The 13,918-nt window shown below is 65.4% G+C and carries 13 protein-coding genes and 1 tRNA gene; 3 read left to right on the plus strand and 11 right to left on the minus strand.

The annotated features are described in order from the left end of the window. Positions 1-55: 55 nt before the first annotated feature. Together BRAO375_RS05675 and BRAO375_RS05680 are read right to left on the minus strand one after the other, a co-directional pair. Entirely contained in the window at positions 56-838 is a 783-nt protein-coding gene (locus tag BRAO375_RS05675; protein ID WP_009026498.1) for an SDR family oxidoreductase, read from the minus strand. Between the two features lie 111 nt (positions 839-949). After that, entirely contained in the window at positions 950-1,465 is a 516-nt protein-coding gene (locus BRAO375_RS05680; RefSeq protein ID WP_009026499.1) for a CvpA family protein, read from the minus strand. Between the two features lie 111 nt (positions 1,466-1,576). On the opposite strand from BRAO375_RS05680, the gene BRAO375_RS05685 reads away from it, so the two are divergent. Further along, on the plus strand, positions 1,577-2,338 hold the full coding sequence (locus BRAO375_RS05685) for an SDR family NAD(P)-dependent oxidoreductase (RefSeq protein WP_009026500.1): 762 nt from the start codon (positions 1,577-1,579) through the stop codon (positions 2,336-2,338). A gap of 67 nt (positions 2,339-2,405) precedes the next feature. Here the strand turns inward: BRAO375_RS05685 and BRAO375_RS05690 are convergent, their stop codons facing one another. Next, positions 2,406-4,010: a GMC family oxidoreductase gene (locus BRAO375_RS05690; protein ID WP_009026501.1), complete on the minus strand. Its 1,605-nt coding sequence runs from the start codon at positions 4,008-4,010 to the stop codon at positions 2,406-2,408. A 160-nt stretch (positions 4,011-4,170) separates the two neighbouring features. Further along, a complete protein-coding gene (locus tag BRAO375_RS05695; protein WP_009026502.1) occupies positions 4,171-5,604 on the minus strand; it encodes a coniferyl aldehyde dehydrogenase in 1,434 nt (477 codons plus the stop codon). Positions 5,605-6,110: 506 nt separating this feature from the next. On the opposite strand from BRAO375_RS05695, the gene BRAO375_RS05700 reads away from it, so the two are divergent. Further along, a tRNA-Met gene (locus BRAO375_RS05700) sits at positions 6,111-6,187 on the plus strand. A gap of 157 nt (positions 6,188-6,344) precedes the next feature. Here the strand turns inward: BRAO375_RS05700 and BRAO375_RS05705 are convergent. The 6 genes from BRAO375_RS05705 to BRAO375_RS05730 all read right to left on the minus strand — a co-directional run bounded on the left by BRAO375_RS05705 (position 6,345) and on the right by BRAO375_RS05730 (position 12,278). Further along, positions 6,345-8,003, minus strand: a complete 1,659-nt coding sequence (locus BRAO375_RS05705; RefSeq protein WP_009026503.1) for a TRAP transporter large permease — start codon at positions 8,001-8,003, stop codon at positions 6,345-6,347. A 22-nt stretch (positions 8,004-8,025) separates the two neighbouring features. After that, positions 8,026-8,559 carry a TRAP transporter small permease subunit gene (locus BRAO375_RS05710; RefSeq protein ID WP_009026504.1) on the minus strand — a complete coding sequence of 178 codons (534 nt, stop codon included), beginning with the start codon at positions 8,557-8,559 and terminating at the stop codon, positions 8,026-8,028. A 116-nt stretch (positions 8,560-8,675) separates the two neighbouring features. After that, positions 8,676-9,809, minus strand: a complete 1,134-nt coding sequence (locus tag BRAO375_RS05715; RefSeq protein WP_009026505.1) for a TRAP transporter substrate-binding protein — start codon at positions 9,807-9,809, stop codon at positions 8,676-8,678. A 436-nt stretch (positions 9,810-10,245) separates the two neighbouring features. Continuing rightward, entirely contained in the window at positions 10,246-11,331 is a 1,086-nt protein-coding gene (locus BRAO375_RS05720) for a YeeE/YedE family protein (protein ID WP_009026506.1), read from the minus strand. 182 nt (positions 11,332-11,513) lie between these two features. Then, positions 11,514-11,864 (minus strand): ArsR/SmtB family transcription factor, encoded by a 351-nt coding sequence (locus tag BRAO375_RS05725; protein WP_008960790.1) that lies wholly within the window; start codon positions 11,862-11,864, stop codon positions 11,514-11,516. A gap of 24 nt (positions 11,865-11,888) precedes the next feature. Further along, positions 11,889-12,278: a thioredoxin domain-containing protein gene (locus tag BRAO375_RS05730; RefSeq protein ID WP_009026507.1), complete on the minus strand. Its 390-nt coding sequence runs from the start codon at positions 12,276-12,278 to the stop codon at positions 11,889-11,891. A gap of 121 nt (positions 12,279-12,399) precedes the next feature. Here BRAO375_RS05730 and BRAO375_RS05735 point away from each other — a divergent pair, with 121 nt between their 5' ends. Then, complete coding sequence (locus BRAO375_RS05735) at positions 12,400-13,134, plus strand: cytochrome c biogenesis CcdA family protein (protein WP_009026508.1); 735 nt, start codon at positions 12,400-12,402, stop codon at positions 13,132-13,134. On the opposite strand, the gene BRAO375_RS05740 is transcribed toward BRAO375_RS05735, so the two are convergent. Next, positions 13,135-13,851, minus strand: coding sequence for a hypothetical protein (locus BRAO375_RS05740; protein WP_009026509.1), 717 nt, complete (start codon positions 13,849-13,851; stop codon positions 13,135-13,137). Positions 13,852-13,918 lie beyond the last annotated feature (67 nt).

The following is a 13,918-nucleotide window of genomic DNA, read 5'->3' on the forward strand; positions in this document are numbered from 1 at the left end:
GGTAACGATGCCGCTACAGTTTCACTCAAAACGGCGCTTGCGGGAGCGCTGCCCCTTACAGCGTGCCCGGGAAGGCGCCGCCATCCAGCAAAATGTTCTGGCCCGTGATGTAGCCGGCCTTGGCGGCGCACAGGAAGGCGCAGGCGAGGCCGAATTCTTCCGGATCGCCGAAGCGACCGGCGGGGTTGGTCTTGGCGCGATCGGCGAGGATCTGCTCCGGCGTGACACCGCGCTTCTCGGCTTCGCCCTTCGCCGTCGAGCGCAGCCGGTCGGTCTCGAACGGGCCCGGCAGCAGCGCATTGATGGTGACGTTGTTGATCACCGTCTTGCGCGACAGGCCGGCGACGAAGCCGGTGAGGCCGGCGCGGGCGCCGTTGGACAGGCCGAGAATGTCGATCGGCGCCTTCACCGCGGCCGAGGTGATGTTGACGATGCGGCCGAACTTGCGCGCCATCATGCCGTCGACGACAGCCTTGATCAGCTCGATCGGCGTCAGCATGTTGGCGTCGAGCGCCTTGATCCAGTCGTCGCGGGTCCAGTTGCGGAAATCGCCGGGCGGCGGGCCGCCGGCATTGTTGATCAGGATGTCCGGATCCGGGCACGCCTTCAGCACGGCGGCGCGGCCCTCCGGCGTGGTGATATCGCCAGCGACCTCGGTGACGGTGATGCCCGGATTGGCGGCGCGGATCTCGGCAGCCGTCTTGGCCAGCGCCTCGGCGCCGCGCGCGGTGATCGTCACATGCACGCCCTCATTGGCGAGCGCGATGGCGCAGGCGCGGCCCAATCCCTTGCTGGAGGCGCAGACGATGGCGCGGCGGCCCTTGATCCCGAGATCCACGATTGATCACTCCGATATGTCAGTGGCTGAAAGACGATGCGCGCATTCTATCCAACCGGACTGCCGCTGATAAGAGCAGCCGTCCCGTGCCGATTTGCATGGCTCGCGCCGTCAGATCCGCCGTTCCTGCTTGAGGCGATCGATCAGGCTGGCGACCTCCGGCGGCAGGGACCGAAAGCCTTTCGCGCCTGCGAGCGAGAGGATCGGCCGCAGCCGAGAGCCTTCAAGAAAGCGCGGCTGGCGCTCCAGCGGAACGATCCTGTCGAACACCAGCACCAACGTGGTCGCGACCATGCCGACCCTGATCGCGCCGAGCAGCGCGCCGCCGAGCCGGTCGCCGAAGCCGGCGTCGGGACCGATCGCTTCGTCCAGCAGCATGCGACCGATCTTGCCCAGGGCGACGCCGATGACGACGAAGGCTGCGAAGAACTGCAGCCAGTTCTGCGCCAGCGGCGCGCCGTTCGCATCTTGGAGCTGCGGGCTCATCGCCGCGACGGCGCCCATCGCCAGCGGCATGGCCAGCAAATAAGCCAGGATGGTGATCGCGCTGCGCAGCAGTCCGGTGGCGAAGCCGCTGTAGACGGCGACCATCAGGGCAATACAAGCGGCGAGGTCGAAACTATTCATGGCTGATATGCTGTGGTTGTAGGCCCCCCCGGTAAACAAATCCGGTTTGCGCTGTTTCAAATCGTCTGTATCAATGCGCCGCAACAAATGAGGGAAACGCAAGGTGGTGCCATGTCCGGCTTGTTCGACGTCAGCCAGGAAGTGATCCTGATCACCGGCGCGAGCCAGGGACTTGGCCGGCAGTTCGCGCGGGTGTTGTCCGCCCATGGCGCCGCGGTCGCCCTCGCCGCGCGCCAGACCCGCAAGCTCAAGGCGCTGGAAGACGAGATCAAGGCCAAGGGCAGCCGCGCCGTCGCGGTCGAGATGGACGTGACGAGCAATGCGTCGATCGCCAAGGGTCTGGATGCCGCAGAGGCGGCGCTCGGACCGGTCACGGTGCTGATCAACAATGCCGGGATCGCGGTCGAGAAGCTCGCAGTGGAACAGAGCGAGGCCGATTGGGACGCCGTGATCGGCGCCAACCTGAAGGGCGCCTACTTCGCCGCGACCGAAGTCGCGCGCCGCATGATCGCGCGGAAAGCGCCCGGCAACATCATCAACATCGCCTCGGTGCTCGGCTTCAGCGTCGTCAAGTTCATCTCGCCCTATGCAATCTCCAAAGCCGGCGTGGTGCAGACGACCAAGGCGCTCGCGCTGGAACTCGCCGCAAACAACATCCGCGTCAACGCGCTGGCGCCTGGCTACATCGACACCGACATCAACCACGACGTCTGGGAGACGCCGGCCGGCGAGAAGCTCATCAAGCGCATCCCGCAGCGGCGCGTCGGTCATGAGAGCGATCTCGACGGCGCCATCATGCTGCTGGCGTCGGGCGCCTCGCGCTACATGACCGGCAGCGTCGTGACGGTGGACGGCGGCTTTTTGCTGACCTAGGCGTTGCGCTCCATGGCTTGCGCGTTTCCGTGCAAGCCGCATGACCCTGACAAGCTTGTCGCCCGGTCTAATTGCTCCGCAACTCGGCCCGGATCATGTCCGCCGCCTTCTCGCCGATCATGATGGTCGGTGCATTGGTATTGCCGCCGATCAGGGTTGGCATGACCGAGGCGTCGACCACGCGCAGCCCGGACAGGCCGTGGACCTTGAGAGTCGGATCGACCACCGCGAGCGGATCAGCCGTCCCCATCTTGCAGGTGCCGACGGGGTGATAGACGGTATCGACGCGGGCGCGCAGGACGCTGCGGATATCGTCGTCGGTCCTCACATCCGAGGTGAACAGGTCGCGCGTGGCGAGGCTGCGCATCGCCGGCGTCTCCATCAGCCGCCGCGTGGTCTTGTAGCCCGCGACCATGGTCTCGACGTCGTCGTCGTCGCCGAGGAAATTCGGGTCGATCAGCGGCGGCGCAAGCGGATCGGCGCTCTTCAGTGCGACGCTGCCGCGGCTCTTCGGCCGGAGCAGGCAGAAATGGCAGGAGAAGCCGTTGCCGTGACGCTTGCGGCCGTGATCGTCGGTGACGGCCATGCCGAAATGCAGCTGGATGTCGGGGACGTCGAGGTTGGGATCGGTCTTCAGGAAGCCACCGCATTCGGCGAAGTTCGACGTCAGCACGCCGCGGCGCTCGCGCCGGTATTGTCCGATGCCGCGCAGCAGCCGCTGCACGCCCCTCGGCGACAGCGAGTTGAAGTTCGGATTGTCGGAGGTGTAGCCGAAGATGAAATCCGGATGGTCCTGCAGGTTCTGGCCGACGCCCGGCAGATGGTGGAGGCTGGCAATTCCGAGCCTTCCCAATGCAGCGGCATCGCCAATCCCGGAGAGCATCAGGAGTTGCGGCGTCTGGAAGGCGCCGGAGGCCAGGATGACTTCCCTCCGGCAGCGGACCTCCTTGACCTCCTTGCCCTGGCGATATTTCACGCCGACGGCGCGCTTGCCGTCGAACAGGATCAGCGAGGCATGCGCGGCGGTCTCGACGCCGAGATTGCGGCGGTGGCCCAGATGCGGCTGGATGTAGGCGCGCGCGGCGCTCCAGCGCTCGCCGTTCTGCTGGGTGACCTGATAGAGGCCGAGGCCTTCCTGGGTCTCGGCGTTGAAATCCTCGCGGATCGGAAACTGCGCTTCGCGCGCCGCCTGCAGGAAGATGTCGTGGACGGGATTGTCGGTGCGCAGCCGGTTGACCGGCAGCGGACCCGATTGGCCGTGATACTCGCCGTTGAACTCGGCATTGTTCTCGGCGCGCTTGAAATAAGGCAGCACGTCGTCATACGACCAGCCGGTGTTGCCGAGCGCGGCCCACTGATCATAATCGGCGCGGTGGCCGCGGATATAGACCATCGCGTTGATCGCCGAGGAGCCGCCGAGGCCGCGGCCGCGCGGCTGATAGCCGATACGACCGTTAAGGCCGGGCTGCGGCACCGTTGCGAACGACCAGTTGTTCACCGGTCCCGCGACCATCAGGAACAGCATGTAGGGCGTCTTGACGATCCAGTTGTCGTTGCGTCCGCCGGCATCGAGCAGCATCACCGACGTGCCCGGATCCTCCGTCAGCCGCCCCGCGACGGTCGCGCCGCCACTGCCGCCGCCCACAACGATGAAATCGACCTCGTCCGCCACGCGCTTCGTCTCCCTGATGTGCTTATCATTGTTTGCCTGTCATTCCGGGGCGCCGCGCAGATGCGCGGCGAACCCGGAATCTAGAGCTTTTGCTCTCTTATAAATCATCTCGAGATTCCGGGTTCGCGCTGCGCGCGCCCCGGAATGACTAGATGTATGACTAGCTCAGAAATCGCAGCAGCTTCTCGATCCGGGCGATGCTGGCGCCATAGGGCGGATAGAGATCCTTCATGCGGTTGAACGGCGAGCGATAGAACACCGGCTTCAGCTTGCTGAAGCTGTTGAAGCCCCATTCGCCGTGATAGTGGCCGATGCCGGAAGCCCCCACGCCGCCCATCGGCTGGTTCATCTGCGCGAAATGCAGCAGGCAATCGTTGATCGTGACGCCGCCGGAGACGGTGCGCGCCAGCACCTTGTCGCGTGCGGCCTCGTCGGAGCCGAACCAGTACAGCGCCAGCGGCCGGTCATGCGCGTTGATGAAGCGGATCACCTCGTCGGCGTCGCGATAGGAAAGGATCGGCAGCAGCGGACCGAAGATCTCCTCCTGCATGATCGCCATGTCGGCCGTCGCGCCGACGACGACGGTTGGCGGGAATTTGCGCAGCTTCTTCCAGGCGGGGTCTTCCGGGCTGGTCACGCTCAGCGGCTTGGCACCGCGGGCGATCGCATCGCGCAGCAGGCCTTCGAGCCGCTGATAATGCCGGTCGGAGATGATCGAGGTGTAGTCGCCGTTGGCGGGATTGGTGCCGAACATGCTGGTCATGTGGCCATGGAGCTTGCCGGCGAACGACTCGCGCTGCGCGTCGGGCACGAACACGTAGTCCGGAGCGATGCAGGTCTGGCCGGCATTCATCAGCTTGGCATAGGCGATGCGCTCGGCGGCTTCATCGACGTTGGCGGAGATATCGACGATGGTCGGGGACTTGCCGCCGAGCTCGAGCGTGACTGGCGTGAGGTTGCGTCCCGCGGTCTCGGCGACGATGCGGCCGACCCGGGTCGAGCCGGTGAACACGAGATGATCGAATGGCAGGCCCGCGAAGGCCTGCGCGATGCCGTCCTCGACGCCGGTGACGGCAAGGTCGTTGGGATCGAAGTTCGCGGCGATGAGCTGCTTCAGCAAGGCTGCGAATTGCGGCGTCAGCTCGCTCGGCTTGATCAGGACGCGATTGCCGGCCGCGATGGCGCCGATGGCCGGGGCAAGCGTCAGCTGCAGCGGATAATTCCATGGCGCGATGATGCCGACCACGCCGAGCGGTTGCGGGATCAGGCGGTTGCGGGCGGGGAAGAATTGCAGCGAAGTCGCGATCCGCCGCGGCGCCGTCCAGCGCGGCAGCATCTTGAGCGTATGCTTGATCTCCGTTTGCAGAAACAGCGTCTCGGCGATCGTGGTCTCGACCGCGCAGCGATGGCCGAAATCGGCCGAGATCGCCTGCTCCAGGCGTTTTTCATTCTCGGAGAGCATTGCGCGCAGTCGCCTGAGGCGATCTTGCCGATCCGCCAGCGACGGCGGAGGGGCGCTGCGCGAGGCCTCCACCATGTTGTGGAAGGCATCATCGAGCGCCGACACCGGGGGGCTCTTCAGGGATTGGTCCATCGACGTCTCCTCCTGTGTCTTGCGGCCGCATGCGGGCCGTCGTTCTCGTTCGTCTTGCGAAGCTGCCGCGTTGCAGGACCCTTGGCAAGCACAGGCGTCGGTCGTCTCCGCCTGGAATGGCCGACAGGGACTGCCGAACTCCCTCTCCAGGGCCGTGGGTCGAGCTCGGGGCTTGTCTCCAGGACCTTCCGGGAACTCGTCGCCTCCACCGGAGACGGCGTCCCAGGGCGCCGTTCGAGAAGCACCGATAGGGGTTTATAACAGACTGATTCAGAATGGCTTTTGCGATGGTGCGAACGTTTTCGAGGGGTGTCACAATAAGGCAAAAAAACTTGCCGAAAGCCCTTTCCAAACCGGCTTCGCATTGGTACATACCGCCCGCACCCGATGGCCGGACCGGCCGACGGGCTCAAGCCTTCTCAGGAAGCCTTTGGGATGAACTCGGCGGCGCTCGGACGCGTCAGCCAGGAGCACCCGATAATTCCCTGAAGGCGTGCACAAGTTAACGCGGGGTGGAGCAGCCCGGTAGCTCGTCAGGCTCATAACCTGAAGGTCATAGGTTCAAATCCTATCCCCGCAACCAAGTTCGGATGTCACCGGATCCGATACGAAAATGGCCCGCTTTACGCGGGCCATTTTTTTGCGCCGAGCGGCGCGCGAGGCCGTCAGAGCGGTGCTTGGTGGGGCGACAGATGGCGTGATCGGACGGCAATGACATGGCCAGGCCGCGCCGTCGTCGCTCAGCCGCCATCCGATTCCGGCTGGTCGCTGTTGAAGGCCGGCGGCGGCGCGCCGTTCTTCTTTTCCGCCTCGCTCTGGCGGAAGAAGTAGTTGGGCAATCCCGTCGCCAGCTTCGGCTGCGCCCAGACCAGGCCGACCACCAGCAACTGCATGATCACGAACGGCACCGCGCCGCGATAGATCATGCCGGTGGTGATGGAGGGCGGCGCCACGCCGCGCAGATAGAACAGCGAGAAGCCGAACGGCGGCGTGAGGAACGAGGTCTGCAGCACCAGGCCGATCAGCACGCCGAGCAGGATCGGGTCGACATCCATCATGATCAGGATCGGCGCCGTGATCGGCACGGTGATGAAGATGATCTCGAAGGTGTCGAGGAAGAAGCCGAGGATGAACATGATGGTCATGACCAGCATGACTGCCCCGAGCTGGCCGCCCGGCATGGTCTTCAGGAAGCCGCGGACCAGATCCTCGCCGCCCACCCGCGTGAACACCAGCGCGAAGGCCGAGGCGCCGAGCAGGATCACGAACACCATCGAGGTGATGGTCATCGTCCCCTTCGAGCTCTCGAACAGCGTCTCCAGGAAGCTGTCGCGCAGCGGCTTCTTGGCCAGCACCGGGACGAGGGCGAGGCTGATCACGACGAGCAGCATGGTCAGGAGGCCGAACGCGCCGGCGAGCCAGACCACGACGGCGATGACGGCGATGAAGCCGAGCCAGAAGTTGAACAGCTTCTTCTCCAGCACCGCCGGTCCCTTGCCGCCGAAATGATGGTCGGCCAGCAGCTTGATGATCGCGAGCAGCAGCGCTCCCATCGAGCCGACGGATGCTGATTCCGTCGGGGTCGCCACGCCGGCGATGATCGAGCCGAGCACAGCGACGATCAGCGCCAGCGGCGGGATGAGCGCGACGACGACCCGCCGGCCCAGGCCGGCGCGGTCTGCCGCGGACATCACCAGCGCCGGCGCGCAGGTCGGATCGACCGCCGCGCGGACCACGACCCACAGCCCGTAGATCACGGCGAGCCCGACGCCGGGAATGAAGGCACCGGCGAAGAGATCGCCGACCGACACGGTGTCCGGCGCGAAATTGCCCTTGGCGAGCTGCGCAGCCGAATTGGCGCCCTGCAGGATGTCGGCGACGAAGATCAGAACCGTCGACGGCGGGATGATCTGGCCGAGCGTGCCCGCCGCGCAGATCACGCCGGTGGCGAGCTTGGGATCGTAGCCGGCGCGCATCATCGCCGGCAGCGCGAGCAGGCCCATCGCCACCACGGTGGCGCCGACCACGCCGGTCGAGGCCGCCAGCAGCGCGCCGACGACGACGACGGAGATGCCGAGTCCGCCGCGCATCGCGCCGAACATCTGGCCCATGGTGGTGAGCAGCACCTCGGCGATCTTCGAGCGTTCCAGCACCACGCCCATGAAGACGAACAGCGGCACGGCGATCAGCACCGGATTGGTGATGACGGCGAAGAAGCGCGACGCCAGCCCCTGGAACAGCGCGAGGTCGAAGACGCCGAGCGACCAGCCGAGCAAACCGAACGCGACGGCGAGCCCGCCGAGCGTCCAGGCGACGATATAGCCGAACATCAGCACGACGAGGATGGCGACGAAGAACAGCGCAGCCAGAACCTGGCCCGTCACCGCGGGATCCCACATGGGCTTTATCCTTCGGATGGGTTCAGTGGGAGGAGGTGCCGGCGAATTCCTCGCGGCCGCCGAAGACGAGCAGCGAGCGTCCGATCATGGCGAGGCCTTGCAGCACGGTGAGGGCGACGAAGATCACCAGCGTGCCCTTGAGCAGCCACCAGGCCGGCAGTCCCCCGGGATTGGGCGAGCCCTCGCTGACAACAGCGGCGCTCCAGAAATGGCGTCCGAACGCCCAGCCGACCACTGCCATGAACGGGAACAGGAACAGCAGGGTGCCGAACAGATCCACCCAGGCGCGCCTGCGCGGCGTCATCTTGCTGTAGAAGATATCGACCCGAACGAAGCCGCCGGTCATCATGGTGTAGGCGCCGCCCAGCACGATCGCCGCGGCGTGCTGCCAGACATAGGCCTCCTGCAGCCAGGTGAAATTCGTGTTCAGCGCATAGCGCAGATAGACGGTGGCAAAGCAGACGAGGACGGTGCCGAGCGAGAGCCACGCGACGGCCCTGCCAACCCATCCATTGAGCGTTTCCACGCCCCTGACAAACAACGCAATCGACGGCATGTCTTCCCCGGGACATGGATGAATGCAGGCGGACCGGGACGCCGGACCCGCGAGTCCTCCCCAGCCAGTGGTCACCGCCCGGACCCTCCCGATCGGAGCGTCCGGGCGGTACCGGATCAGGCGGTTGGGAACTTGACGCTCAGCGTGCGGGCATTGAGAAACGCCTGCTCGTTGAAGCGCAGGAAGCGCATCGTGTTATCTCGCGCGGCGAGATAGCTCTTCAGCGTCCGCTTCATGTGGTCGTCGCCGGTGTCCATCATCTCCTGGACGAGCTGACCCGAGGCATTGCCGAGGCCCGTCAGCACGTCGTTGTTGAGCCGCAGGAAGCGGACATTGTGCTGAGTCCGCAGCACCTCCATGGTGCGACCCGAGCCGATGTCGTAGTCGACCTTCATGTCCTCATGCATCCATTGCGCGGCGACGCGGATGATCGCCTGCAGATCCCTAGGCATCGCCTCGTACTTCTTGCGGTTGATCATCAGCTGCATCATGCCGCCGGGCTCCTGCACGCCCGGGCCGTAGGAGATCTTGGCGACCTGGTGGAAGCCGAGCGCGAGATCGTTGAGCGGGCCGATGAATTCGGCTGCGTCGATGGCGCCTGATTGCAGCGCCGCGAAGATTTCGCCGGCCGGCAGCAGCACCGCGGAGCCACCGACGCGCTTGATCAGCTCGCCGCCGAGCCCGGGGATGCGCATCTTCAGCCCCTTGAAGTCGTCCATCGCGTTGATCTCTTTCTTGAACCAGCCGAAGGACTGCGACGCGGTCTGGCCGGCGGGGAACGAGATGATGCCGAATTTCTGATTGAGCTCGTCCCACAGCTGCCAGCCGCCGCCGTAATGGATCCACGCCGCCTGCTCCTGCGCGGTCATGCCAAAGGGCACCGCGAAGAACACCGAGAAGGCCGGGCTCTTGCCGTGGTGATAGAACGAGGCGTCGTGGCCGAGATCGGCGGTGCCGTCCATCACCGCGTCCATGCATTTCAGCGCGGGGACGAGTTCGCCGGCGGCGAAGAACTTGATCTTGATGCGATCGCCCGACATCTCCTCGATCGTTCGGGCGAGACGCTCCGCGCCGGTGCCGGCGCCGGGCAGCCCCTTCGGCCAGGACGTCACCATGCGTAGTTCGATCGTGCCGCTGGCGATGGCCGGCGCTGGCAGCGCCGAGGCGGCGACCGCGCCCAGCGCGGCGGACCCGGCGAGAAACTTGCGGCGGCCTAGCTTCGTGGTGTCGGCTGTTGCGTTGCGAGACATGGATCCTCCTCCCTAACCATTTGAATTTCCAGGCATTTGCGAAGAGCGCATGAGTGGGTCATGCGATTATGCATATCTACATTGCGATTAATGATGGGGTTGGGAGCCGTGGCCCGTCAAGCACGTGGCAGTGCGGCATTTCGTTTCGCGTGTTTTGGCGAACAAATCGTTTGAAAAAGCAGAACGATCGGGCGGGCGCGGAGCGGGGCGGATCACGCGAGACGGGACGCGTGCTGACGACCTTGGGCTCGCGGATTCACGTGGCGAATCGCATCGGGTTCGGCAACGTCCGGCCGGTTGAGCGACGTCGACGGCGTGGACTAATTAGTCAGAATAGTTCGCCGGATGATGCTCGTGGACGGCGAATGGACGAGGTCATGAATGCCTCGCCGAAAGTCTTGTTTCCGCGAGGCATCCTAGATTGCGACGACAGTCATCACGGCTGCATCCGCAGCAGATTGCGCAGCGCAGGCCGCCATTCGCCGGTCATGGTGTATTCCAAGCCGACCCGCGCGCCGCAGGCGATTGCGAGCATCGTGATCGGGGCCGACAGGGCGAGTGTCGACATCGCCGAGAGACCCTGTCCGATCGTGCAGCCCATCGACATGATGCCACCGGTGCCCATCAACAGCGCGCCGACCATGTGGCGCTTCAGCTCGCGCGCATCGTCGCAGGCTTCCCATCGAAAGACGCGGGAGAACATGGCCGCCAGGAACGAGCCCAGGATCACGCCGGCGACCGAGCCGATCGCAAAATCTGCATGGGACCCCGAGAGCGTCGCGATGTAGAGCACGCTGTTGCCGAGCGGCGCGACGAAGGTCAATGATGCCACGCGCTCCGGGTCGAAATCATCATGGCCGAGCCAGCTGGTCGCGAACCAGCCGAACGCGACCGCGAAGCCGACGGCGATGCCCGACAGCAGCAGCCGCGGCGATCTCACGAGGCGGCCGTCCGCCAGCGCCCAGGCAACCAGCGCGACTGCCAGCACGGAGACGACGACCGGCCGGGCATAGGACCCGAGCCCGGATGACAGCAGGACGTCGATGCCTTGGCTCATTGTCTCCGGCAGGCGCAGGGAGAGTGGCTCGATCAGCGAGATCCGCAGGAATCCCGTGAGCCCACGCATGGCGGCCAGGGCCGAGACGCCCATGACCAGAAACACCACGATTGCCCGCAGATCGCCGCTTCCCACCCGGACCAGCGTGCCGAAGCCGCAGGTGCCGACCAGGGCCATGCCGATTCCGAACAGCAAGCCGCCGAGAATGGCGCCGCCGAGCGGAATGGACGAGGTCAGGTAGATGGAGCGTGACAGGTCGACGACGCCGAAGCTGGCGAGCAGCTGGGTTGCCACCAACGCCACCGCCGCAGCGAGGGCGAATGATTTCAGACGACGCGTGTCGGCGCCGAAGAACGCGTCCTCCAGCATGGCCAGCGTGCAGAAACGACCCGCGCGACCTGCAACGCCGAGAACGGCGCCCGCGAGGAGTCCACATATGAACGTCAGTGCCGACGGACTGAGCATGCCTCCCCGACGTCCTCGTTGTTTGACCCATTCTGCGCCAGGACCAGCGCGCAGGCCAGAGCTCCCTTGGCGCCTGAGGCTGCAGTGCAACTGCTTGGCGAGGAGAAGCGGCCGCTCCGCAACGGCGGCCGCCCCCGTGACACAGAGCGCGATCGACGCCGCTTGGCGGCCGGTGTCGGCGATCAGCGGCGGCGCTTGCGGACCGGCTCGCAGAACACGTCATAGATTGCGGTCAGGATCTTCCGGACGTCCTCGCTCGCGAGGCTGTAATAGATCGTCTTGCCGTCGCGCCGGGTCGTCACCAGCCGGTCGAGCCTGAGACGGGCGAGCTGCTGCGAGACCGTCGACTGCCGCTCGCCGAGAAACTGTTCGAGCTCGGTGACGGACTTTTCGCCTTCGGAAAGGATGCACAGCAGCAGCAGCCTGGATTCGTGGGACAGCGCCTTCAGCATTTCGCTGGCCTCCCGCGCTTTCTCGATCATCTGCTCGAGCTCGGCAGAGGTTTCGATGTCCTTCAACTTCGGCAGCGGCATGAACTTGGAATCCTTGATTGTCCGTCAGGAACGGGCCGACGCTCCGCTTGTAGCATTCATTATGCGGCCGAGCAGCCCAAAGAAGAACGCGTCGCCGGGATAGCCGCGGATCCGTCCGATCTCGAGGCCCTGGTCGATCACCACGAAGGTCGGCGTGAACGCGCCGGGGTCGATCCCGGCGAGATCCGCCGGCAGCGGTTGGGTGAGGTCGACCCGCCGCAGCGGAAGGCCGCGGCCTTCATCGGTCTTGGCATAGATCGGCGCGATCTCGGCATTGAACCGGGCGCACCAGCCGCAGCCGGGGCGCTCGAACATCACCAGCTCGGAGGCGATGACCGGGGACGACAGGCACAGCAGCGCAATTGCGGCCAATGCGAGCCGTGCAGACCTGGGAGCTGTGATTCGATCGGACATGCCGCCAACCTCTCTGGACTTGCCGCCCAATCTATCATTAAATTCGAATATGTACCAGTGCGCGATTTCACGGCCAAGCGCATCGGGCCGGGTCCGCAGCGCTGGCTGCGTGGGAGGGAAGATGGATCTCGACGTCACGCTCGGCGCCGCGCTTGCCGCCGGCCTCCTGTCGTTCCTGTCACCTTGCATCCTGCCATTGGTGCCGCCGTTCCTGTGCTACATGGCCGGGGTCTCGGCGGCCGATACGATCACTGAAACCAGCACGGCCCAGCGGCGGCGGACGGTGCTGACAGCGCTATGCTTCGTCGCCGGCTTTTCGCTGGTGTTCGTCGGTCTCGGTGCGACGGCGTCGGTCTTCGGGCGCTTCATCGCCGGGCATCTCGGGCAGCTCGGCATCGTCGCCGGCCTCGTGATCATCGCGATGGGCTTGCATTTTCTTGGCGTGCTCAGGATTCCCTTGCTGTACCGGAGCGCGACGGTCGACGTCGGCCGCAAGCCGGCCGGCCTGCTCGGCGCCTTCGTCATGGGGCTGGCCTTCGCCTTCGGCTGGACGCCGTGCGCAGGGCCGGTCCTTGCCGCCGTGCTGATGATGGCCGGAGCGGAGGCGACGGTCGGGAAGGGCGCGCTGCTGCTCGCGGCCTATTCGATCGGAACCGGCATTCCGTTCCTGATCGCCGCCGCCTTCACGGGCCAGTTCATGACGATGCTGAAGGGCATCAAGCCGCATCTCCCGCTGGTCGAGAAGACGATGGGCGGCTTTCTGGTTCTGACCGGCGCGGCCTTTCTCGGCGGCGTGATTCCACAGATGTCGCAGTGGATCTTCGAGCGCTTTCCGTCGCTCGCGACGATCGGCTGATCAGCCGAAGCGGAAGTCCAGCAGATTGATGAAGGATTGCAGCTCGATCTCATAGCGATGCACGAGGCCGGCATCGCCTTCGCGCGCAGCGCGGCCGATCTCCTGCGCGCTCGCGCTGGCGCCATCGATCAGGCGGCGGAATTCAGGCTGGGTCGCAATGTCCGGCGGAGCGAGGCCGTCGCAGCGCGCCAGCCGCTCGCGCAGCGCGATGCCTGCCTGAACCACTTCAGTGGCTTCGACCTTGGCTGACGCGAATCCCGTCGCAGCGTTGCGCAGTCGGTCCATGACAGTCGGCAGATCGAATACGCAATCACTGAGCTCGATGACGCCCGCATCGCGCCTCAGGGCGTGAAGGGACCGGCGCAACTCGGCAATGGCAGCCGCGGCGCGGGTGCCATCACCGGCGGCCAGCGCCGCGTCCGCTTGGCTCAGGCGATCGTTTCCGCCGGCGATCAGCTCGGCCAGCGATTTGTCGGAATAGGGCGCAGTGGCGCGCCCGGTGAGTAGGCCGAGCCTCGCCCAGGCCCGTCTGGTATCGTCGAGCTCGATCTGCGCCAGGCCGACATTGCCGGTGCGCGCATAGCTCGCGGCTGCGCGCAGGCTGGGCATCGCCGACTGCATGAAGACGGCAACATCCATGCTCTCTGCAGCGCGCAACCTCACGGCAGGCGCGAGACATGACAGCGCGAGGGACAGGATGATGGCGCGGCGCAGCATCGAATGTCCTTTTCACATTCTGTTATTCGAATATCATGTATCGAAAACCAATCGATTTGGCAAAGCG

Source organism: Bradyrhizobium sp. ORS 375 (assembly GCF_000239775.1).
Classification (GTDB): domain Bacteria; phylum Pseudomonadota; class Alphaproteobacteria; order Rhizobiales; family Xanthobacteraceae; genus Bradyrhizobium.